The organism is Kitasatospora sp. NPDC058032 (assembly GCF_042885845.1).
GTDB lineage: Bacteria > Actinomycetota > Actinomycetes > Streptomycetales > Streptomycetaceae > Kitasatospora.
Window position 1 is genome coordinate 348,656 of the sequence record NZ_JBHVRK010000002.1, and the last position, 20,592, is coordinate 369,247.

Annotated in this window: 27 protein-coding genes; 4 read left to right on the plus strand and 23 right to left on the minus strand. The window is 74.2% G+C overall.

Going from position 1 to position 20,592, the window contains the following annotated elements; genetic code table 11:
• Positions 1-88: 88 nt before the first annotated feature.
• The 15 genes from ACFVUH_RS04485 to hisI all read right to left on the minus strand — a co-directional run bounded on the left by ACFVUH_RS04485 (position 89) and on the right by hisI (position 11,515).
• Positions 89-811, minus strand: a complete 723-nt coding sequence (locus tag ACFVUH_RS04485) for a VIT1/CCC1 transporter family protein (protein WP_387911336.1) — start codon at positions 809-811, stop codon at positions 89-91.
• Positions 812-981: 170 nt separating this feature from the next.
• Entirely contained in the window at positions 982-1,962 is a 981-nt protein-coding gene (gene lgt, locus ACFVUH_RS04490) for a prolipoprotein diacylglyceryl transferase (RefSeq protein WP_355361599.1), read from the minus strand.
• A gap of 153 nt (positions 1,963-2,115) precedes the next feature.
• Entirely contained in the window at positions 2,116-2,979 is an 864-nt protein-coding gene (locus tag ACFVUH_RS04495) for a thioredoxin domain-containing protein (RefSeq protein ID WP_355361601.1), read from the minus strand.
• Positions 2,980-3,047: 68 nt separating this feature from the next.
• Positions 3,048-3,509, minus strand: coding sequence for a MauE/DoxX family redox-associated membrane protein (locus tag ACFVUH_RS04500; RefSeq protein WP_355361603.1), 462 nt, complete (start codon positions 3,507-3,509; stop codon positions 3,048-3,050).
• A gap of 120 nt (positions 3,510-3,629) precedes the next feature.
• Complete coding sequence (locus ACFVUH_RS04505; protein ID WP_355361605.1) at positions 3,630-3,923, minus strand: hypothetical protein; 294 nt, start codon at positions 3,921-3,923, stop codon at positions 3,630-3,632.
• A 226-nt stretch (positions 3,924-4,149) separates the two neighbouring features.
• Positions 4,150-4,959, minus strand: a complete 810-nt coding sequence (trpA, locus tag ACFVUH_RS04510; protein ID WP_355361607.1) for a tryptophan synthase subunit alpha — start codon at positions 4,957-4,959, stop codon at positions 4,150-4,152.
• A gap of 2 nt (positions 4,960-4,961) precedes the next feature.
• Entirely contained in the window at positions 4,962-6,221 is a 1,260-nt protein-coding gene (gene trpB, locus ACFVUH_RS04515) for a tryptophan synthase subunit beta (RefSeq protein WP_387911143.1), read from the minus strand.
• Between the two features lie 55 nt (positions 6,222-6,276).
• A complete protein-coding gene (gene trpM / locus ACFVUH_RS04520; RefSeq protein ID WP_350543990.1) occupies positions 6,277-6,426 on the minus strand; it encodes a tryptophan biosynthesis modulator TrpM in 150 nt (49 codons plus the stop codon).
• Positions 6,427-6,436: 10 nt separating this feature from the next.
• Positions 6,437-7,243, minus strand: a complete 807-nt coding sequence (gene trpC / locus ACFVUH_RS04525; RefSeq protein WP_355361611.1) for an indole-3-glycerol phosphate synthase TrpC — start codon at positions 7,241-7,243, stop codon at positions 6,437-6,439.
• A 193-nt stretch (positions 7,244-7,436) separates the two neighbouring features.
• Positions 7,437-7,886, minus strand: a complete 450-nt coding sequence (locus ACFVUH_RS04530) for a DUF2752 domain-containing protein (protein WP_387911145.1) — start codon at positions 7,884-7,886, stop codon at positions 7,437-7,439.
• 80 nt (positions 7,887-7,966) lie between these two features.
• Positions 7,967-8,215 (minus strand): HGxxPAAW family protein, encoded by a 249-nt coding sequence (locus ACFVUH_RS04535; protein ID WP_355361615.1) that lies wholly within the window; start codon positions 8,213-8,215, stop codon positions 7,967-7,969.
• A gap of 193 nt (positions 8,216-8,408) precedes the next feature.
• Positions 8,409-9,050: a TIGR02234 family membrane protein gene (locus ACFVUH_RS04540; RefSeq protein ID WP_355361617.1), complete on the minus strand. Its 642-nt coding sequence runs from the start codon at positions 9,048-9,050 to the stop codon at positions 8,409-8,411.
• 20 nt (positions 9,051-9,070) lie between these two features.
• Entirely contained in the window at positions 9,071-9,517 is a 447-nt protein-coding gene (locus tag ACFVUH_RS04545; RefSeq protein ID WP_355361619.1) for a hypothetical protein, read from the minus strand.
• 55 nt (positions 9,518-9,572) lie between these two features.
• Entirely contained in the window at positions 9,573-11,087 is a 1,515-nt protein-coding gene (locus tag ACFVUH_RS04550) for an anthranilate synthase component I (RefSeq protein ID WP_387911146.1), read from the minus strand.
• A gap of 56 nt (positions 11,088-11,143) precedes the next feature.
• On the minus strand, positions 11,144-11,515 hold the full coding sequence (gene hisI, locus ACFVUH_RS04555; protein WP_387911148.1) for a phosphoribosyl-AMP cyclohydrolase: 372 nt from the start codon (positions 11,513-11,515) through the stop codon (positions 11,144-11,146).
• A 169-nt stretch (positions 11,516-11,684) separates the two neighbouring features.
• Here hisI and ACFVUH_RS04560 point away from each other — a divergent pair, with 169 nt between their 5' ends.
• The 4 genes from ACFVUH_RS04560 (at position 11,685) to ACFVUH_RS04575 (ending at position 14,800) form a co-directional block, all read left to right on the plus strand.
• Positions 11,685-12,323: a hypothetical protein gene (locus ACFVUH_RS04560; RefSeq protein WP_387911150.1), complete on the plus strand. Its 639-nt coding sequence runs from the start codon at positions 11,685-11,687 to the stop codon at positions 12,321-12,323.
• Positions 12,324-12,355: 32 nt separating this feature from the next.
• Positions 12,356-12,994, plus strand: a complete 639-nt coding sequence (locus tag ACFVUH_RS04565) for a TIGR03085 family metal-binding protein (protein ID WP_355361627.1) — start codon at positions 12,356-12,358, stop codon at positions 12,992-12,994.
• A 128-nt stretch (positions 12,995-13,122) separates the two neighbouring features.
• The gene (locus tag ACFVUH_RS04570) at positions 13,123-13,908 is read left to right on the plus strand and encodes a VOC family protein (RefSeq protein ID WP_387911152.1); all 786 of its coding nucleotides are present in this window, start codon (positions 13,123-13,125) and stop codon (positions 13,906-13,908) included.
• Positions 13,909-13,984: 76 nt separating this feature from the next.
• Positions 13,985-14,800 (plus strand): Crp/Fnr family transcriptional regulator, encoded by an 816-nt coding sequence (locus tag ACFVUH_RS04575; protein ID WP_387911154.1) that lies wholly within the window; start codon positions 13,985-13,987, stop codon positions 14,798-14,800.
• Here the strand turns inward: ACFVUH_RS04575 and hisF are convergent.
• The 8 genes from hisF to hisD are packed head-to-tail and all read right to left on the minus strand — an operon-like array spanning position 14,760 to position 20,542.
• The gene (hisF, locus tag ACFVUH_RS04580) at positions 14,760-15,530 is read right to left on the minus strand and encodes an imidazole glycerol phosphate synthase subunit HisF (RefSeq protein WP_387911156.1); all 771 of its coding nucleotides are present in this window, start codon (positions 15,528-15,530) and stop codon (positions 14,760-14,762) included. The two genes, ACFVUH_RS04575 and hisF, sit on opposite strands and share 41 nt — an antisense overlap.
• Entirely contained in the window at positions 15,527-15,967 is a 441-nt protein-coding gene (locus ACFVUH_RS04585; RefSeq protein WP_387911159.1) for a Rid family hydrolase, read from the minus strand. Before ACFVUH_RS04585 ends, hisF begins: the two co-directional genes overlap by 4 nt.
• Positions 15,964-16,689, minus strand: coding sequence for a bifunctional 1-(5-phosphoribosyl)-5-((5-phosphoribosylamino)methylideneamino)imidazole-4-carboxamide isomerase/phosphoribosylanthranilate isomerase PriA (priA, locus tag ACFVUH_RS04590; protein ID WP_355361637.1), 726 nt, complete (start codon positions 16,687-16,689; stop codon positions 15,964-15,966). Before priA ends, ACFVUH_RS04585 begins: the two co-directional genes overlap by 4 nt.
• 30 nt (positions 16,690-16,719) lie before the next feature.
• Entirely contained in the window at positions 16,720-17,355 is a 636-nt protein-coding gene (gene hisH, locus ACFVUH_RS04595) for an imidazole glycerol phosphate synthase subunit HisH (protein WP_355361639.1), read from the minus strand.
• Positions 17,356-17,388: 33 nt separating this feature from the next.
• On the minus strand, positions 17,389-17,541 hold the full coding sequence (locus tag ACFVUH_RS04600) for a hypothetical protein (RefSeq protein WP_344325680.1): 153 nt from the start codon (positions 17,539-17,541) through the stop codon (positions 17,389-17,391).
• The gene (gene hisB / locus ACFVUH_RS04605) at positions 17,538-18,131 is read right to left on the minus strand and encodes an imidazoleglycerol-phosphate dehydratase HisB (RefSeq protein ID WP_355361642.1); all 594 of its coding nucleotides are present in this window, start codon (positions 18,129-18,131) and stop codon (positions 17,538-17,540) included. The genes ACFVUH_RS04600 and hisB overlap by 4 nt, the downstream gene beginning before the upstream one ends.
• A 6-nt stretch (positions 18,132-18,137) precedes the next feature.
• Positions 18,138-19,238 (minus strand): histidinol-phosphate transaminase, encoded by a 1,101-nt coding sequence (locus tag ACFVUH_RS04610; RefSeq protein WP_387911161.1) that lies wholly within the window; start codon positions 19,236-19,238, stop codon positions 18,138-18,140.
• Positions 19,235-20,542 carry a histidinol dehydrogenase gene (gene hisD, locus ACFVUH_RS04615; RefSeq protein WP_387911163.1) on the minus strand — a complete coding sequence of 436 codons (1,308 nt, stop codon included), beginning with the start codon at positions 20,540-20,542 and terminating at the stop codon, positions 19,235-19,237. Before hisD ends, ACFVUH_RS04610 begins: the two co-directional genes overlap by 4 nt.
• Positions 20,543-20,592 lie beyond the last annotated feature (50 nt).

Below are 20,592 nucleotides of genomic sequence, written 5' to 3' on the forward strand. Positions count from 1 at the left end.
GCAACGGCACAGTGCTCGGCCGACCCGGCCCGTCAGTCCCTCCGGCCCCTCGGCCGCCCGCCCGGTCGCCCCCTCGACCCGTCCGGCGTCAGCCGACCTGCCCGCCGATCAGCATGCCCAGCAGGTAGGTCACCGCGGCCGCGACACCGCCCAGCGCCAGCTGCCGCAGACCGCTGTACCACCAGCTGCGCGCCGTCACCCGGGCCACCACCGCACCGCAGACGAACAGCCCGGCCGCCGCGACCAGCAGCGCCGGCAGCAGCGAGGTCGCGCCCAGCAGGTACGGCAGCAGCGGCAGCAGCGCGCCCACCGCGAAGCAGACGAAGGAGGAACCGGCCGCCACCCACGGCGAGGGCAGGTCGTTGGGATCGATGCCGAGCTCCTCGCGGGCGTGGATCTCCAGCGTCTGCTCCGGGTCGGCGGACAGCTGCCGCGCCACCTCGTGGGCCAGCTCGGGATCCACCCCGCGCTCGACGTACAGCTGGGCCAGCTCGGCCAGCTCGCCGTGCGGGTTGCGGCGCAGCTCCAGCCGCTCGGCCTCGATCTCGGCCTGCACAAGCTCCCGCTGGGAGGCCACCGAGGTGTACTCGCCCGCCGCCATCGAGCAGGCGCCGGCCGCCAGCCCGGCGAGGCCGGTGAGCACCACGGTGCTGGTGGAGACCGCGCCGCCGACGACGCCGGTCATCAGCGCGAAGTTGGAGACCAGGCCGTCCATCGCACCGAACACCGCCGGCCGCAGCCAGCCGCCGTTGACGTCCCGGTGGTGCCCCGCGGTGGGTATCCGGGGCTGGTGCCCGGCCTCGTGTTCCAGGGCGGTCGCAGTCACGGCCGTTCCCCTCCGTTCCTTGGTCAGATCGCCTTACTGATTGACCGTAACCCTCTTGAGCTGGGCACTTCCAGCAAAGTTAGGCTGTCCGAACACGGCTTCGGCCGCCTCCGCACGGGGTGCGGAGGCGGCCGGGAGCAGGGGGTCGGCGCAGGTCAGGCCGGGTTCTTGGCGCCCTTCTCCAGCTTGTCGCGCTTGGCGCCGGACTCCGCGGCGCCGGCGGGCTCCGCGTCCCGCTCCGCCTTCGGCAGGTCACCCGGCTCGTCGGACGGCGCGTCGGAGGGCTCCCCGGCCTGCGCCTCGGCGTTCGCCATCGGATCGATGCTCGCCGGGTCCTCCCGGCCGGGCCGCTTCTTCCCGACGACCACGAAGTACGCCACGGCCCCGAGGAAGACCAGGATCGCCACCCAGTCGTTCAGCCGCAGGCCCAGGATGTGGTGCGCCTCGTCGACCCGCAGCCACTCGGTCCAGAACCGGCCCGCCGTGTACCCGGCCACGTACAGCGCGAAGGCCCGCCCGTGGCCCAGGGTGAACCGCTTGTCCGCCCAGATCACCAGCAGCGCGACGCCCACGCACCAGAGCGACTCGTAGAGGAAGGTCGGGTGGTGGATCGTGGTGACGACCTCGCCGTTGGGCAGCGTCTTGGTGATCTCCAGGCCCCACGGCAGGGTGGTCTCCCGGCCGTACAGCTCCTGGTTGAACCAGTTGCCCCAGCGGCCGAGCGCCTGGGCGAGCACGATGCCCGGGGCGATGGCGTCCGCGTAGGCGGGCAGCGGGACGCCGCGGCGGCGGGCGCCGATCCAGGCGCCGACCGCGCCGAGCGCGATCGCGCCCCAGATGCCGAGGCCGCCCTCCCAGATCTTCAGGGCGTTCCAGGGGTTCTTCCCCTCGCCGAAGTACAGCTGGTTGTCGGTGATCACGTGGTACAGCCGGCCGCCGACCAGGCCGAACGGCACGGCCCAGACGGCGATGTCACCCACGGTGTGCCGGCCACCGCCCCGGGCGACCCAGCGCTTGCTGCCGAGCCAGACGGCGACGACGACACCGAGGATGATGCAGAAGGCGTAGGCGCGCAGCGGGATCGGTCCGAGGTACAGGACACCCCGCGACGGGCTGGGAATGTAGGCGATATCCATGGCAGCTCCGACGCTACAGGGTCGACGGCCCGTCCAGGACACCCCGGCGGTCACAGTCGGGCACAGATCGGGGCGCGGGCCCGGAGCACGGCCCGCCGCCACCCCCTCCGGACGGGGAGGGGGCGGCGGCCACCCCGCAGCGTACGCGCCCGCTCAGCCGGCGTTCGGCGAGGGGTTGTTGGCCTCCGACGTGGTGCTGGTGGGCGCCGGGGACTGGCCGTGGGCGCCGGGGGTGCCCAGCTGCTTGCCCTGGTTGGCCGCGTCCACCCACTTCACCAGGTTGGCCGGGGTGATCTCCTCGTTGTTGAACTTCGGGTAGATCGGCTGCCCGTTGAGCAGCACGGTCGGCGTGGACTTGAAGCCGGACTTGTCGAAGTCCTGCTGCACGGCGGACACCCATCCGCTGAACTTCACGTCGTTGACGCAGGCCTCGAAGGTCGGTGTGACCAGGCCGTCGACCTGCTTGGCGAGGTTGATCAGGGTGGCCTTGTTCCCGAAGGCGTCGTTGGTCTCGTCCGGCTGGTTGCGGTACAGCACGTCGTGGTAGTCGCGGAAGTGCCCGGCGTCCTGGGCGCAGCCGAGCGCGTTGGCGGCGTACTTGGAGCCCTTGCCCTGCACGGCCCGGTCGATGAACGAGACGATGTGGTAGTTGGTGAAGATCTTGCCCGCGTCCTCCAGCTGGCTGATGGTGGACGAGAACTCCCGCTCGAAGATGCCGCAGGCGGGGCAGCGCGGGTCCTCGTAGACGGTGAGGACGGACGGCGCGTTGTCCGAGCCCACCGGGACGACCAGGTTCTTGTCCCCGATGGTGCCGGCCGGGACGGCGGTGGGGGTCTCCGGGGTGGAGCGCTGGTCCTGCACCACCACGCCGGTGACCACCGCGGCGGCGATCACCGCGAGCGCCACGCCGCCGATGATCAGCTTCTTCCTCCGCCGGCCGCGGGCCTCGTCCTCGGCCCGCTCCGCCAGCATCCGCTCACGGGCGGTGCGCTTGCCTTCTCGGTTCTTCTCGCTCATCAGCCTTGGAATTCCAGGTTCGGGGGGTGGGGGTGCGGTGGGTGGGACGGGGACGGCGGAGCCGGCACTCAGCCGGCCAGCCAGCCGTCCACGGAGAACTTCGTGCGGGGCCGCCAGACCAGCCAGCCGGCCAGCAGCAGGAACCCGGTGTCGCGCAGGATCTCCTGCAGGTACTCGGTCTGCGAGGCGTCGACCGCCCCGCCGCCGCCGAAGCAGCCGCAGTCGATCGAGATGCCGCGCGCCCACGCGGAGGTGATCCCGCCGATGAAGGCGAGCAGCAGCACCGCCGAGACGGCCGCGACCAGGCGCGTGCCCAGGCCGATCACCAGCAGCAGGGCGAGCGCCAGTTCCAGGAAGGGCAGCCCGTGGCCCACCGGTTTGACCAGGGACTCGGGCAGGATCTCGTACGCGCGCACCGCCTGGGCGGCCTCCGCCGGGTCGGCGATCTTCGCCAGCCCGGCCCAGCCCCAGACCACGGCCAGGCCGAGCCGGGCGGCCGTGCCGATCCACTCAGTCGCCGGCCCGGCCATCCGGACAACCCCCTCGGGAAACACCGTCACGCCCCTATGAACCGCTCATGGGGACGCCGGGTTCCTCCGGATTTCCGAGTTAAGCCAAAAGAGTGAAGGTTAATACGCCTTGAGGGGATTTCACCCTAACGGGTGGTCGGGGTCGCAGCCGGGCGGCCACCCCAGGTCGCGGCGGACGGCGGCGGAGCGGTCCTGGGCGGCGAGCTCCGGCCGGCCCTGGGCGGCCGAGCGGCCGGCCCGGGCCGCCGCCTCCAGCCGGACCGCCTCCGCGCACACCTGGGCGTCCCGCTCGGCCCGCTCCGTCCCCCGCCTGGCCAGTGCCGGCCCGACCGCGCACTGCGCCCCGAGCGCGGCGCCGAGCGCCAGCGCGGCCGCGGCCGCCCGCAGCAGCACGGCTCGCTGAAGACCGGGCATCGGCCGACCCCTTCCGCTCGCTCGCCCCCGGGCACCGGGCACGTGGCAGGTGCACTCGTCCCTCCACTCAACGCGGCCCAACCGCCGCTGGTGCGCGTGCCCGCCACTGTTCACCCGTTCGGGTCGGCGGGTTGACCGGACGTGGGTCGAACGGGTCCGGGAACGACGGCGGCCCGCCACCCCGGGAAGGGGTGACGGGCCGCCGGACGAGCCGTGGCGGGCGGTCCTACCGCCGGCGCACGCCCTGCGCCAGCTCGCCGGCCAGCGAACGCACCGCCGCCAGCGCGGCCTCCTCGTCCCCGTCGGCGTCCAGGATGCGCTGCACGAACGCCGAGCCGACGATCACGCCGTCCGCGAACCCGGCCACCTGCGCGGCCTGCTCACGGGTCGACACCCCGAGGCCGACGCAGACCGGCAGCTCGGTGGTGGCCCTGGTCCGGGCGACCAGGTCCTCGGCGAGGTCGCCGACCTGCGCCCGGCTGCCGGTCACACCCATCACCGCGGCCGCGTACACGAAGCCGCTGCCGGCCGCCGTGACCTCGGCCAGCCGCTTGTCCTTGCTGCTCGGCGCGACCACGAACACGGTGTCCAGACCGTGCTCCCCGGCCGCCTTGCGCCACTCCTCGGACTCCTCCACCGGCAGGTCCGGCAGGATGCAGCCCGCCCCGCCGGCCGCGGCCAGGTCGGCGGCGAACCGCGCGACGCCGTACCGGTCCACCGGGTTCCAGTAGGTCATCACCAGCACCGCCGCGGCGGGGTGCGCGGCGGCGACCTCCTGGACGGTGCGCAGCACGTCCTTGATCCGCACGCCGGCCCGCAGCGCGATGTCGTCGGCGGTCTGGATGGTCGGGCCGTCCAGCACCGGGTCGGAGTGCGGCAGGCCGACCTCGACGACGTCGCAGCCGCCCTCGATCAGCGCGTTGACCGCCCGCACGCCGCCGTCCACGGACGGGAAGCCGGCCGGCAGGTAGCCGATCAGCGCGGCGCGGTCCTCCGCCTCGGCGGCGGCCAGGATGCCACTGAGCTTCGAAGCCATGGTCACTTACCCCCGTGGGCGGAGCCGGCGCCCGGCTCGTCGTAGAGGCCGAAGTACTCGGCGGCGGTGTGCATGTCCTTGTCGCCGCGCCCGGACAGCGAGACCAGGATGGTGGCCTCGGGTCCGAGCTCGCGGCCCAGCTCCAGGGCGCCGGCCAGCGCGTGCGCGCTCTCGATGGCCGGGATGATGCCCTCGGTGCGGGACAGCAGCCGCAGCGCCTGCATGGCGGCGTCGTCGGTGACCGGGCGGTACTCGGCCCGGCCGGTGTCCTTCAGCCAGGCGTGCTCCGGGCCGACGCCCGGGTAGTCCAGGCCGGCCGAGATCGAGTGCGACTCGATGGTCTGGCCGTCCTCGTCCTGCAGGACGTAGGTGCGCGAGCCGTGCAGCACGCCCGGGTCGCCCTTGGTGAGGGTGGCCGCGTGCCGCGGGGTCTCGGCGCCCTCGCCGGCCGCCTCGCAGCCGACCAGCCGCACCCCGGCGTCCGGGATGAACTCGTGGAAGATGCCCATCGCGTTGGAGCCGCCGCCGACGCAGGCGACCACGGCGTCGGGCAGCCGCCCGGTGCGCTCCAGCACCTGCTCGCGCGCCTCCACGCCGATGACCCGGTGGAAGTCGCGGACCATCATCGGGAAGGGGTGCGGTCCGGCCACGGTGCCGAACAGGTAGTGGGTGGAGTCCACGTTGGCGACCCAGTCGCGGAACGCCTCGTTGATGGCGTCCTTGAGCGTGCGGCTGCCGGACTTCACGGCGATGACCTCGGCGCCGAGCATCCGCATCCGGGCGACGTTCAGCGCCTGGCGCTGGGTGTCGACCTCGCCCATGTAGATGGTGCAGTCGAAGCCGAACAGGGCGCAGGCGGTGGCGGTGGCCACGCCGTGCTGGCCGGCTCCGGTCTCGGCGATGATCCGGGTCTTGCCCATCCGCCGGGTGAGCAGCGCCTGGCCCAGCACGTTGTTGATCTTGTGCGAGCCGGTGTGGTTGAGGTCCTCGCGCTTGAGCAGGATGCGCGCGCCGCCCGCCTCGGCGGAGAACCGCCGCACATCGGTCAGCGGGCTGGGGCGGCCGGTGTAGTCCTTGAGCAGCGCGTCGAGCTCGGCGGTGAAGGCCGGGTCGGCCTTGGCCTTCTCGTACTCCTCGGCGACCTGCTCCACGGCGGCGACCAGCGCCTCCGGGATGAAGCGGCCGCCGTACGCGCCGAAGTAGCCGCGCGCGTCCGGCACCTCGGCGCCGGGCAGGTAGTCCTTGTCGGACCGTTCGGACATGGTGAAGTCCCTCGGGAAGATGACGACGGTTGACGTTGACGTCTGTCGGCTGCGGTCAGCCGGACGTCGCGCGCCATCGCCGCCCCGGCACCTGCCCGGGCTCGCAGCCGATGACGTACCGCACCCGCCGCCCCAGCACCCGGCGTGCGGGCGCGCGGCAGCCGCGCGGGCGGCAGCCGGGAGCGAGTCGGGTGGCGATCTTCATGGCGGCGGGATCAGTCCTTGTGCCGGATCGCCGGGTGGGCACCGGCGGCGACCAGGTCGGCCACCGCGGCCCGCGGGTCCTTGCCGGTCACCAGCGACTCGCCGACCAGCACCGCGTCCGCGCCCAGGTTGGCGTAGGAGATCACGTCGAGCGGGCCGCGCACCCCGGACTCGGCGACCTTGACGATGCCGTCCGGGATCGCGTGGACGACGTTGCCGAAGGTGTTGCGGTCCACCTCGAGGGTCTTGAGGTTGCGGGCGTTGACGCCGATGATCCGCGCGCCGGCGTCCACCGCGCGCTTGATCTCCTCCTCGTCGTGCACCTCGACCAGCGGGGTGAGGCCGATCGACTCGGCCCGCTCGATCAGCGACACCAGGGCCGGCTGCTCGAGGGCCGCGACGATCAGCAGCGCGAGGTCCGCGCCGTGCGCCCGGGCCTCCCACAGCTGGTAGGCGGTGACGATGAAGTCCTTGCGCAGCAGCGGGGTGTCCACGGCGGCCCGGACGGCGTCCAGGTCCGCCAGCGACCCGCCGAAGCGGCGCTGTTCGGTCAGCACGCTGATCGCGGCGGCACCGCCGGCCGCGTAGTCGATCGCCAGCGACGCCGGGTCCGCGATCGCGGCCAGCGCGCCCTTGGACGGGCTGGAGCGCTTGACCTCGCAGATCACCCGGACACCGTCGCCACGCAGGGCGGCCACGCCGTCCTTGGCGTCCGGCGCCTTGGCGGCGAGCTCCTTGAGCTCGTCCAGCGAGACCCGGGCCTGCCGCTCGGCGAGATCCTCCCGGACCCCTTCGACGATCGAGTCGAGCACACTCACTCGGGCGCCCCCATCATGTCTGCCAGTCGTGGTCCTGCTGGCGAGGAGCCGGACGGCCTAGCGGACCTCCGGCCCTTCGATGGTATCGGCACGGGGGAGCGCACGGCGCACCCGCCCGGCGCGCGTCTCACGGAACGGACCCCCGGCGACCGCCGCGAACTGCGGCTTCACACCGCCCCCACCACCGGAACGGTCAGACCGGGGGCGGCGCCAGGCCCGCGCCGACCGGCAGGTTGCGGACCACCGTGAAGACCAGGACGAGCAGCCCGACCAGTACCCAGCGGCGGGCCCCCAGGGCGAGCCCGGGGCCGGGCAGGGCCCGCAGCGCGGCCCAGAGCCAGCGCACCCAGAGCACCCCCAGCACGGCGAACAGCAGCACCGCGACCGCGTTGTCGTGCAGCGCTCCGCTGAGGTCCCCGTGGGTCAGCGCGTGCACGCAGCGCAGCCCGCCGCAGCCGGGGCACCACCAGCCGGTGGCCGCCAGGAAGGGACAGTCGGGGTAGTGCCCGGGGACGTTCGGGTCCACCGTGGCGACGTACCCGGTGGGAATGGCCACGGCGGCCGCTGCGGACAGCGGCGGCACCAGCCGGCGCGGCGCGGAGGGCCGGGCGGCGGTGGGGGCGGGGGCGGCGTTCACGCCCATGATTGTGCCCGCCCGGGCGCCCGGGCGGGAGAAGCGAAACGGCGGCCCGCGGGCCGCCGTTCACGCGAGGTGCCGTTGAATCAGGCGGAGGCGGCGGCCAGCGCGGCCTGCTCCTCGGGGGTGTAGACCATGGTGCTGGGCTGCTTGCCCATGCCCGCCATCGACATGGCCTTGCCGACCACGCCGCCGAGCAGGACGACCGCCAGGCCGGCGCAGGTCAGCAGCACCGACGGGAGGATCATCGCAACGCCGGCGATGCCGAAGCCGAGGAACGAGATGGTCACGCCGGTCCAGGCGGCGGGGTTGTGGCCGTGTGCTGCTGCTGCCATCGGATGGTGCTCCTACGCTCTCGGGGCCCGACCGGGCCTGCTCGGCCCCTCACGGGTTGACGTGTCCCACTTGACGTCTCCATTGTGCCGGGCCACACAAGCACGCCCCAAAGGGGGTGCCGGGTCTATCGCGTCACAGTCGGGTCCGCCGGGCCGCCGTGCGGCGCGGCGGACCGCAGGGTGGTCCGGCCGGTCAGCCCGCCGTCGGGTCCTCGCCCCGGTCCAGCGCCTTCCACAGGTCCGCCGGGCTCTCCGCGGCGGCGGTCCGCCGCTTCGCCGGCGCCGCCTTGCCGGTCGGCGCCTCGTAGCGGCTGCCCATGGCCGGCCAGCCGCGCCCGTAGCGGGCGGTCAGCAGCCCGGCCAGCGCCAGCAGCAGCCCGCCCAGCAGGGCCACCCACGGCCAGGCGGTGTGCGAGACCCCCGTCGCGGCCGAGCCGGTCAGCGCCAGCTTGCGGGCCGCCTCGGTGTCCAGCGCGGCGGTGTCCCCGGCGCCCGCCGCCGCGGCGGCCGCCGCGCCCAGCCCGGCCAGCACGGTCAGCGCCCCCACCGCGAGCCGGCCGGCGCCGCGCACCGCGAACACCGCCACCGCCGCCGCCAGCGCCACCAGCGCCAGCCCGGCGGGCAGTTCGGAGATCTTCCCGCCGGTGACGGAGACCTCCAGAGTCCCCGCCGTGCCCTCGGCCCAGACCCGGCCGGCGGCGGTCAGGACCAGCACCGCGCCCAGCGCGGTGAGCAGCAGCATCACCCCCAGCGTGCGCCGTCCGGCCCGCGCGGCGGGCGCGGGAGCGGCGGCGGGGGCGGCGGGTACGGCGTCGGTAGGGGCTTCAGCGCTCACCGCACCAGTGTCCCCCGCCCTCACCCCGCCACCGCACCCGGGGTGGGCGGCTCGACCGGGAAATCGCCCGTCTCCAGCACCAGGGTGCGCTCCCCCAGCGGCAGGAAGAGATCGTTCCCGAAGGGCACCCGCTCCGCCTCCCGGTATCCGGCGCCGGGCAGCGGACGGCTGTGCACCGTGCAGACGCCCTCCCGCGGGTCCACCACGACGTACAGCGGGACGCCCGCGGCGGCGTGGAACCGGTGGCGTCCGGCCGGCTCCGGCGCCGGGAGCACGTCCAGCACCACCAGCGCGTCCCCGGCCCGGTAGTGCCCGGCGGGGTCCGGCACCGCCCCCGGGACGAGCAGCACCAGCGCGGCCGGCTGCCCGTCCAGCCGCACGTCCGCGAGGACGCCGCCGTGGCCGCCCGGCTGCCGCACCAACTGCTCCCTGGCGGAGGTCACGATCCGCCGCTGCGCCTCCGGCATCCTGCTGTCCCTTCCGCTGCGGCGGCCCCCGCGACCCGCGCGGGGACCGGCGGTCCTACGGCCTACGCAGCGTATTCGCGGTGGCCACCGCGCGCAGGACGGCGGCGGCCTTGTTGCGGCATTCGGTGTCCTCGCCGTGCGGGTCGGAGTCGGCCACCACACCGGCGCCGGCCTGCACGTACGCGGTGCCGTCGCGCAGCACGGCGGTGCGGATGGCGATCGCGGTGTCGGAGTCCCCGGCGAAGTCCAGGTAGCCGACGCAGCCGCCGTACAGGCCGCGGCGGGTGGGCTCCAGCTCCTCGATGATCCGCATCGCCCGCGGCTTGGGCGCGCCGGAGAGCGTGCCGGCCGGGAAGCACGCGGTCAGCACGTCGAAGGCGGTCCGCCCCTCGGCGACCTTGCCGGTCACCGTGGAGACGATGTGCATGACGTGGCTGTACCGCTCGATCTGCATGAAGTCGACGACCTCGACGCTGCCCGGCTCGCAGACCCGCCCGAGGTCGTTGCGCCCGAGGTCGACCAGCATCAGGTGCTCGGCCCGCTCCTTGGGGTCGGCGAGCAGCTCGGCGGCCAGCTCGGCGTCCTCGTGCGGGGTGGCGCCGCGGTGCCGGGTGCCGGCGATCGGGTGCAGCATCGCCGCGCCGTCGGTGACCTTGACCAGCGCCTCCGGGCTGGAGCCGACCACGTCGAAGCCGCCCTCGGCGCCGCCGTCCGGGCCGGGGAAGCGGAACAGGTACATGTACGGGCTCGGGTTGGTGGTGCGCAGCACCCGGTAGACGTCGAGCGCGGAGGCCGGGCAGGGCGCCTCGAACCGCTGCGAGGGCACCACCTGGAACGCCTCGCCGGCCCGGATCCGCTCCTTGATCTCCTCCACCGCGGCCCGGTACGGCTCCCCGCCGAACGGCGAGCGGACCTCGCCGGGGCCGCTCGGGGTGAAGGTGGCCAGGCCCGGGTCGACCGGCTTGAGCAGGTCGGCCTCCATCGCGTCGAGCCGGGCGACGGCGTCCGTGTAGGCCTCGTCCACCCCGCTGGCCAGGTCGTTGTGGTTGACCGCGTTGGCGATCAGCAGCACGGTGCCGTCGGCGTGGTCGAGCACGGCGAGGTCGGTGGCGAGCAGCAGGGTCAGCTCGGGCAGCTTCAGGTCGTCCGGGTTGAGGTCGGGCAGCTTCTCCAGCCGGCGGACCACGTCGTAGCCGAGGTAGCCGACCAGGCCGCCGGTGAGCGGCGGCAGGCCGTCGTCGGGGTGGCGCGGGGTGTGCAGGGCCCGCAGCGCGGCGCGCAGCACCTCCAGCGGGTCGCCGTCGGTGGGGATGCCGACCGGCGGGGCGCCGAGCCAGCGGGCGCCGCCGTCCGGGGCCGCGGTCAGGGTGGCGGCGCTGCGCACGCCGACGAAGGAGTAGCGCGACCAGCTGCGGCCCTGCTCGGCGGACTCCAGCAGGAAGGTGCCGGGGCGCTCGTCGGCGAGGCTGCGATAGAGGCCGATCGGGGTGAGGCCGTCCGCGAGGAGCCTGCGGGTGACCGGGATGACCCGGGTGTCGACGGCGAGCTTGCGGAAGGCTTCGAGGTCCATGGCGTGCGGCACCTTTCGACGGAGGGGCGGAAGGGGGTGGTCGGCCGGGCGGTCGGTCAGCCGAGCGGGAGCACGTCGGCGTCGAAGCACGTGCGGTCGCCGGTGTGGCAGGCCGCGCCGGTCTGGTCGACCTTGACCAGCAGGGTGTCGCCGTCGCAGTCCAGCGCGACCGACTTGACCCGCTGCACGTGGCCGGAGGTGTCGCCCTTCACCCAGTACTCGCGGCGGCTGCGGCTCCAGTAGGTGCAGCGGCCCGTGGTGAGGGTGCGGTGCAGCGCCTCGTCGTCCATCCAGCCCAGCATCAGCACCTCGCCGGTGTCGTACTGCTGCGCGATCGCCGGCAGGAGGCCGTCCTCGGTGCGCTTGAGGCGGGCGGCGATCTCGGCGGCCAGGGCGGTGGAACCGGGGGCGGCGGGTGTGGTGGACATGGGGTCATTGTGTCAGCCCGGTCCGTGCGGCCGGGGCCGCCGTCCGGATCCCGGCCGCGGCCGTGAACAGCGGCGGACGGCCCCCCCGGGACGCCGGACCGACCATCCGATCGAACGAGTTGTGCCAACCGCCTGCCGGGCGGCCCCGTTCTGCGCCATTCTCATGGTCATGACCTCCGAGCAGCGCGCCGCCGACCCCGCCGAGCCGCCGGGCGACGACGACCGCCCCCGCCCGGGGGGCACCTCCGACGCCCGGCCGTCCCGGGGCCTGCTGATCGCCGTCGCGGCGGTGCTGGCGGTCCTGCTCGCGGTGGTGGCGACGGTCCTGCTGTGGCCTGCGGACAACCCGGCGCCCAAGCCGCCGCCGCCCGCCCCGACCACGGCCTCGCCGACGCCCACCCCGACCCCCACGCCGACGCCCACCCCGACGCCGACCCCCACGCCGAGCAAGGCGGTGCCGTACAGCTTCTTCACCGTCGGCGCCTGCCTGGACCACCCGCAGCTGAGCAAGACGGTCACCAAGCCGGAGGCCCGCCCCTGCGAGGATCAGCACGACGGCGAGGCCGTCGCCGACCAGCTGCTGCCGGAGGGGCTGTCCGGCGACTACCAGATCGGCAACGCGATGCGGGACGGCTGCAAGGAGGCGCAGGCCGCCGCCGAGGCCCGGCAGGGCGGCGGCGGGCCGTACTACAGCTACCCGGTGGGCCCGAGCTACCCCTTCTACCAGCAGGGCTGGCGCGACTACACCTGCATCCTGACCGCGAGCAACCGGCCCGGCTCCACCAAGCTCACCGGCCGGCTGCGCTGAACCCCCGTCAGCGGGGCGCCTAGGCTGAGGGCATGTCGAACCACGCCCTCGCCGAGCGCCACCGCCTGGCCGAACTGCTGGCCGCCGCCGGACCGGACGCGCCCACCCTCTGTGCCGGGTGGTCCACCCGGGACCTCGCCGCCCACCTGGTGATCCGCGAGCGGCGACCGGACGCCGCCGCGGGCATCCGGGTCGGCCCGCTGGCCGGCTGGACCCACCGGGTGCAGGAGTCGTACGCCGACCGGCCCTACGAGGAGCTGGTCCGGATGTTCCGCTCCGGCCCGCCGGTGCTCTCGCTGTTCTCGCTGCCCGGCGCGGACGAGGCGGCCAACACCGTCGAGTACTACGTGCACGCCGAGGACGTCGCCCGCGCCGGTGAAGGCCCCGGGCCGCGGCCCGTACCGCCCGGCCGGGCCGAGGCGCTCTGGCGCCGGCTGCCGCTGATCGCCCGGCTGGAGGCCGGCCGCCGCTCCCCCGTGCGGCTGGAGCTGATCCGCCCGGACGGCCGGAGCCTGACCGTCGGCCCGGCCGGCATGCCGACCGTGCGGATCACCGGCGAGCCGGGCGAGCTGGTGCTCTTCGCCTTCGGCCGCGGCGCCCGCGCCGAGCTGACGGTGGACGGCCCCGAGGACGCCGTCGAGGCCCTGCGCCACGCCCTGCCGATCCCGTAGCCGGGGGCGGTCCCGGCTGCGGATGTCACCGGTGGGGTGCAGACTCGCAGATGGCAGAGGCCGGGCGGGCCGCCGCCCGGCCCCCGCCCGTCGTTTCCGTCTCCCTCTCCCCGAAGGGACGCGACACCATGCTCACCACCGACTTCCCCGCCGGCTCCCCCTGCTGGATCGACCTCGGCAGCCCGGACCCGGCCGCCGCCGCCACCTTCTACGGGACGGTCTTCGGCTGGACCTTCCGGTCCGCCGGCCCGGAGGCCGGCGGTTACGGCTTCCTCCAGCTGAACGGGAAGACGGCCGCGGCCGTCGGCCCGCTCACCGAGGAGGGCGCGCACTCGGCCTGGACGACGTACTTCCGCACGCCCGACGCCGAGGCCACCGGCAAGGCCGTCGCGCAGGCCGGCGGCACCGTCCGGGTCCCGGCCTTCGACGTGATGGACGCCGGGCGGATGGCCCAGCTGACCGACCCGCAGGGCGCCGACTTCGCGGTCTGGCAGCCCGGCACGGTGACCGGCCTGGACGTCGTCTCCGAGGACGGCGCGCTGATCTGGGCCGAACTGCACACCGGTGACGTCGACGCGGGCTTCGCCTTCTACCGGAAGGTCTTCGGCTGGCGCTCCGAGGACTTCCCCGCCCCCGGCATGACGTACAAGGTGCTCTCCCCCGCCGAGGGCGACCTGCGGGGCACCGCGTTCGGCGGCATCGCCCCGGTGATGGGCGAGGCCCAGCCGCCGAGCTGGACGCCGTACTTCGGTGCCGCCGACGTGGACGGCGTGGTCGCCCGGGCCACCGGTGCCGGCGCCACCGTGCTGATGGGTCCGGAGAGCGTCCCGGACGTCGGCCGGATCGCCTGGCTCGCCGACCCGTTCGGCGCCCCGTTCGCGCTGATCAAGGGCGAGCCGCCGAAGGAGTCCTGACCGCCTTCCGGCGCTTCCGCCCCCGCACCCCCTGCGCTAGCCTCGCGAGCGGGCGAGCAGCGCAGGGGGTGCGGCCGTGCAGCGAACGCAACCGGACGGGGGCTGGCCCGAGGGCACCCTGCTGGCCGAGCTGCGCCGTGACGGCTCCCCCGCCGCGCTCGCCGCCGAGCGGGCCGTCCTGCGGCTGGGCACCCGGCGCGCGCACGGCCACGGCGAGACCCTGATCCTGGACCGGGACCTCGGCGGCTTCGTCCTGCTGCTGCTCACCGGCTTCGCCAAGGCCACCGTCGAGGACACCGCGGGCGCGACCGCCCTGCTGGACGTCCGGGCGTTCGGCGACGTGGTCGGCGAGGCCGCCGCCCTCGACGGGCAGCCCCGCTCGGCGACCGTGACCGCAGCCGGACCGGTCACCGCGCGCCGGATCTCCCAGCCCGACTGGCTGCACTGGCTCGGCGGCCACGCCCCGGCCGGCCTCGCGCTGAGCCGCTGCCTGGTGCACCGCGGCCGGACCACCACCCGCCGGCTGGTCGGCCTCGCCTCCGAGCCGGTGCTGCACCGGCTCGCCCGCCATCTCGCCGACCTGGCCCGGCGCTACGGCACCGTCGGCCCGCGCGGCGTCGGCATCACCGTCCGCCCCCGGCTGACCCAGGCGGAGCTGGCCGCCCTGACCGGCGCCGGCGAGCGCCGGGTCCACCACGCCCTGCACGAGCTGGCCGACCGCGGCCTGATCCGGCTGGGCCGGCGCAGCACCGTCGTCCTGTCGCTGCCCGGCCTGCTGGAGCTGGCCGACGGACGGGCGGGCGTCGGCGCGGGCCTCGGCGCGGGCCTCGGCCCGGACGTCGGCCCGGACCTCAGCGGACCGGGTGCCCGGCCTCCCGCAGCGCGTTCTTGACCTCGCCGATCCGCAGGTCGCCGAAGTGGAAGACGCTGGCGGCCAGCACCGCGTCCGCGCCCGCCTCCACCGCCGGGGCGAAGTCGGCGAGCTTCCCGGCCCCGCCGGAGGCGATCACCGGCACCGACACGGTCTTGCGCACGGCCCGGATCAGCTCCAGGTCGTAGCCGTCCTTGGTGCCGTCGGCGTCCATCGAGTTGAGCAGGATCTCGCCCGCGCCCAGCTCGGCGGCGCGCCCGGCCCACTCGACGGCGTCCAGCCCGGTGCCCTGGCGGCCGCCGTGCGTGGTGACCTCGAAGCCCGAGGCGGTCTCGGTGCCCTCGGGGCAGCGCCGGGCGTCGACCGAGAGCACCAGCACCTGGCGGCCGAACCGCTGGGCGATCTCCCGGACCAGATCGGGGCGGGCGATGGCGGCGGTGTTGACGCCGATCTTGTCGGCGCCGGCCCGCAGCAGCTTGTCGACGTCCTCGACGGCGCGGATGCCGCCGCCGACGGTGAGCGGGATGAAGACCTGCTCGGCGGTGCGGCGGACCACGTCGTAGGTGGTCTCACGGTCGCCGGAGGAGGCCGTGATGTCGAGGAAGGTCAGCTCGTCGGCGCCCTCGGCGTCGTAGAGCTTGGCCATCTCGACCGGGTCCCCGGCGTCGCGGAGGTTCTGGAAGTTGACGCCCTTGACCACGCGGCCGGCGTCGACGTCCAGGCAGGGGATGACACGTACTGCGAGGGTCACGGCTGATTGCCTTCCAGAGCTTCCAGGGTTGCGGCGAGTCCGGCGCGGTGGGCGTCGAGTTCGACCTCGGCGAGCATCCGCGAGTCGACCAGGCTCTGCACCACCACGACGGCGGCCGCCGGGCGCACCGCGCCGAAGAGCTCCTGGTGGGCGCGGCCCGCCGCGTCGATGTCGCGGGCGTGGGTGAGGTACACCCGGGTGCGGACCACGTCGTCCGCCGTCAGACCGTACGCGGCCAGGGCCTCCAGCGCGTTGCCGAAGGCGGTCCGGGCCTGCTCGTAGGGGTCGCCCTCACCGTGCAGCACGCCGTCCACCAGCGGCCGGGCGCCGGCGACGTGCACATGGTCCCCGGCGGCGACCGCCTGCGACGCGCCGAGGGTCTCCTCCCAGACGGAGAAGCCGCCGAGCCGGCCGCGCACGATCCGACGTTCCGTCATCCCGAAACCGCCTCCAACGCCTCTCCGAGGGTGAACTTCTGCTCGTAGAGTGCCTTGCCCACGATGGCGCCCTCGACTCCCTCGCCGACCAGGCCGGCGATGGCCCGCAGGTCGTCCAGCGAGGAGACGCCGCCGGAGGCGACCACCGGCTTGTCGGTGGCGGCGCACACGTCGCGCAGCAGCTGCAGGTTGGGGCCGGTCAGGGTGCCGTCCCGGTTGACGTCGGTGACCACGTAGCGGGCGCAGCCCTCGGCGTCCAGGCGGGCCAGCACGTCGAACAGCTGGCCGCCGTCGCTGGTCCAGCCGCGGCCGCGCAGGGTGGTGCCGACCACGTCCAGGCCGACGGCGATCCTGTCACCGTGCTCGGCGATGACCTTGGCGACCCACTCGGGGCTCTCCAGGGCGGCGGTGCCGAGGTTGACCCGGGTGCAGCCGGTGGCCAGGGCGGCGGCCAGCGAGGCGTCGTCGCGGATGCCGCCGGACAGCTCGACCTTGATGTCCAGGCTGCCGGTGATCTCGCGCACCAGGTCCCGGTTGGAGCCGGTGCCGAAGGCGGCGTCGAGGTCGACCAGGTGCAGCCACTCGGCGCCGGCGTCCTGCCAGGCGAGGGCGGCGGCGAGCGGCTCGCCGAAGGAGGTCTCGGTGCCGGAGGCGCCCTTGACCAGGCGGACGGCCTGGCCGTCCCGGACGTCGACGGCGGGCAGCAGTTCGAGGCGACTCATGGTGTTACAACTCTTCCGTCGTCGAAGGGTTCAGAGGGTGCTGACCCAGTTGGTCAGCAGCGCGGCGCCGGCGTCGCCGGACTTCTCGGGGTGGAACTGGGTGGCCCACAGCGGGCCGTTCTCGACGGCCGCGACGAACGGCTGCCCGTGGGTGGCCCAGGTGACCAGCGGCGGGTTGATCCGCGCGCTGTGCGCCTCCAGCTCCCAGCTGCGCACCCCGTAGGAGTGGACGAAGTAGAAGCGGGTGTCCGCGTCCAGGCCGGCGAACATCCGGCTGCCCTCGGGGGCGTCCACGGTGTTCCAGCCCATGTGCGGCACGACCGGCGCCTCCAGCGGCTCCACGGTGCCCGGCCACTCGTCGCAGCCGGCGCTCTCCACGCCGTGCTCGACGCCCTTCTCGAAGAGGATCTGCATGCCCACGCAGATGCCCATGACCGGCCGGCCGCCGGCCAGCCGGCGCCCGATGATCCAGTCCCCGCGGACCGACCTCAGCCCGCGCATGCAGGCCTCGAAGGCGCCGACGCCGGGCACCAGCAGGCCGTCGGCGTCCATCGCGGCCTGGTAGTCGGAGGTGACGGTGACGTTCGCCCCGGTCCGCTCCAGGGCGCGCTGCGCCGAGCGGAGGTTGCCCGAGCCGTAGTCGAGCACCACGACGTTCTTGCCCATGTTCAGGTGTCCAGTCTTTCGTTCGCTCGACGGTTACAGGCGCATGAGGCCCGAGCCCAGGCACATCAGCGAGCCCAGGGCGAGCACGAGGATGACGCCCTTGGAGTGCTTCTGCTTCCAGAACGAGATGACGCCGCCGGCCAGGAAGAGCCCGACGAAGATGAGGATCATCGCGGAGTTGCTCACAGCGCACCCTTGGTCGACGGGAGGATGCCGGCCGCGCGCGGGTCGCGCTCGGCGGCGTAGCGCAGGGCCCGGGCCAGCGCCTTGAACTGGCACTCCACGATGTGGTGCGCGTTGCGACCGTACGGCACGTGGACGTGCAGGGCGATCTGGGCCTGGGCCACGAAGGACTCCAGGATGTGCCGGGTCATGGTGGTGTCGTAGGTGCCGATCATCGGCGCCATCTTCTCCGGCTCGGTGTGCACCAGGTAGGGGCGGCCGGAGAGGTCGACGGTCACCTGGGCGAGCGACTCGTCCAGCGGCACGGTGCAGTTGCCGAACCGGTAGATGCCGACCTTGTCGCCGAGCGCCTGCCGGAAGGCGGCGCCCAGCGCGAGGGCGGTGTCCTCGATGGTGTGGTGGGTGTCGATGTGCAGGTCGCCGTCGGTCTTCACGGTGAGGTCGAAGAGGCCGTGGCGCCCGAGCTGGTCGAGCATGTGGTCGTAGAAGCCGACGCCCGTGGAGATGTCGGTCTTGCCGGTGCCGTCCAGGTCTATCTCGACCAGGACGGAGGTCTCCTTGGTGGTGCGCTCGACGCGTCCGATGCGGGTCATTCGGGGTTACAGCTCCTTGATCACAAGTCGGACGGCGTCCAGGAAGGCGTCGTTCTCAGCGGGGGTGCCGGCGGTGACGCGCAGCCATCCGGGGACGCCGTTGTCACGGACCAGGACGCCGTGGTCGAGGATGGCCCGCCAGACGGCGTGGGTGTCGGCGAAGCGGCCGAACTGGACGAAGTTGGCGTCCGAGTCGGTCACCTCCAGACCGAGCCCGCGCAGCGCCTCGACCAGCCGGTCGCGCTCGGCCTTGAGCCGGCCGACGTAGCCGAGCAGGGTGTCGGTGTGCTCCAGGCAGGCCAGCGCGGTGGCCTGGGTGACGGCCGACAGGTGGTACGGCAGCCGGACCAGCTGCACCGCGTCCACCACCGCCGGGTCGGCGGCCAGGTAGCCCAGGCGCAGCCCGGCCGCGCCGAAGGCCTTGGACATGGTGCGGGAGACCACCAGGTTGGGGCGGCCCTCGATCAGCGGCAGCAGCGAGTCGCGGTGCGAGAACTCGACGTACGCCTCGTCGACCACCACCAGGCTGGGCCGGGCGGCCTGCGCGGCCTCGTACAGCCGCAGCACGGTGTCGGCGTCGACGGCGGTGCCGGTCGGGTTGTTCGGCGAGCAGACGAACACCACGTGCGGGCGGTGCTCGGCGATCGCCGCGACGGCGGCGTCCAGGTCGATGGTGAAGTCTGCGTTGCGCGGGCCGGAGATCCAGCCGGTGCCGGTGCCCCGGGAGATCAGCGCGTGCATCGAGTACGAGGGCTCGAAGCCGAGCGCGGTGCGGCCGGGGCCGCCGAAGGTCTGCAGCAGCTGCTGGAGCACCTCGTTGGAGCCGTTGGCGGCCCAGACGTTCTCCCGGGCGACGGCGTGGCCGGTGGTGCGGGTGAGGTACGCCGCCAGGCCCTCGCGCAGCTCGACCGCGTCGCGGTCGGGGTAGCGGTTGAGGTTCCGGGCGGCCTCGGCGACCCGCTCGGCGATCCGGGCGACCAGCTCCTCGGGGAGCGGGTACGGGTTCTCGTTGGTGTTCAGCTGGACCGGGACGTCGAGCTGCGGGGCGCCGTAGGGCGACTGGCCGCGCAGCTCGTCCCGGACGGGAAGGTCGTCGATCGTGGTCACGTGCCGGGAACCGTCCACTCGAATCGGGCCTTGATCGCGTCGCCGTGACCGGGCAGGTCCTCGGCGTTCGCCAGGTTGACGACGTGCTCGGCGACGCCGGCCAGCGCCTCGCGGTCGTACTCGACGACCTGCACGCCGCGCAGGAAGGTCTGCACGGACAGGCCCGAGGAGTGGCAGGCGCAGCCGCCGGTGGGCAGCACGTGGTTGGAGCCGGCCGCGTAGTCGCCCAGCGAGACCGGGGTGAACCGGCCGAGGAAGATCGCGCCGGCGTTGCGCACCTTCGCCGCGACCGCGTGCGGGTCGCGGGTCTGGATCTCCAGGTGCTCGGCCGCGTAGGCGTTGACCACGGCCAGGCCCTGCTCCAGGTCGTCGACCAGGATGATGCCGGACTGCCGGCCGCCCAGCGCCTCGGCCACCCGCTCGCTGTGCCGGGTGCGGGCGACCTGGGTCTTCAGCTCGGCCTCGACCGCCTCGGCGAGCGCCACCGAGTCGGTGACCAGCACCGAGCCCGAGGTCGGGCCGTGCTCGGCCTGGCTGATCAGGTCGGCGGCGACGTCCACCGGGTCGGCGCTGTCGTCGGCGAGGACGGCGATCTCGGTCGGGCCGGCCTCGGAGTCGATGCCGATCCGCCCGGCGAAGTAGCGCTTCGCGGCGGCCACGTAGATGTTGCCGGGGCCGGTGACCACGTTCACCGGCTCGCACTCCTCGGTGCCCAGCGCGAACATGGCGACCGCCTGGGCACCGCCGACCGCGTACACCTCGGTGACGCCGAGCAGCGCGCAGGCCGCCAGGATGGCCGGGTGCACCCGGCCGCCGAAGGCCTTCTGCGGCGGCGAGGTCACCGCGATGCCGCGCACGCCCGCCTCCTGGGCCGGCACCACGTTCATCACAACGGAGGACGGGTAGACGGCCAGCCCGCCGGGCACGTACAGCCCGACCCGGTCCACCGGCACCCAGCGCTGGGTCACCGTGCCGCCCGGCACCACCTGGGTGGTGTGCCCCTCGCGGCGCTGGTCCGCGTGCACGATGCGGGCGCGGCGGATCGACTCCTCCAGCGCGGCGCGCACCTTCGGGTCCAGCTCCTCCAGCGCCTGCGAGATCTGCTCGGCCGGGACCCGGGTGGACTCCAGCCGCACGCCGTCGAAGCGTTCGGTGATCTCGATCAGCGCCGCGACTCCGCGATGATGCACGTCCTCGGCGATCGGACGCACCTTCTCCAGGGCGGCCGCGACGTCGAAGTCGGCACGGGGCAGCAGGTGGCGCGGGTCGTCGAGCGAGCCGCGCAGATCGATTCGAGAGATCACGCCACCCAGTGTAAGGAGTGGCCGGAACCGCCGGTCCCGCATTTCAGTCC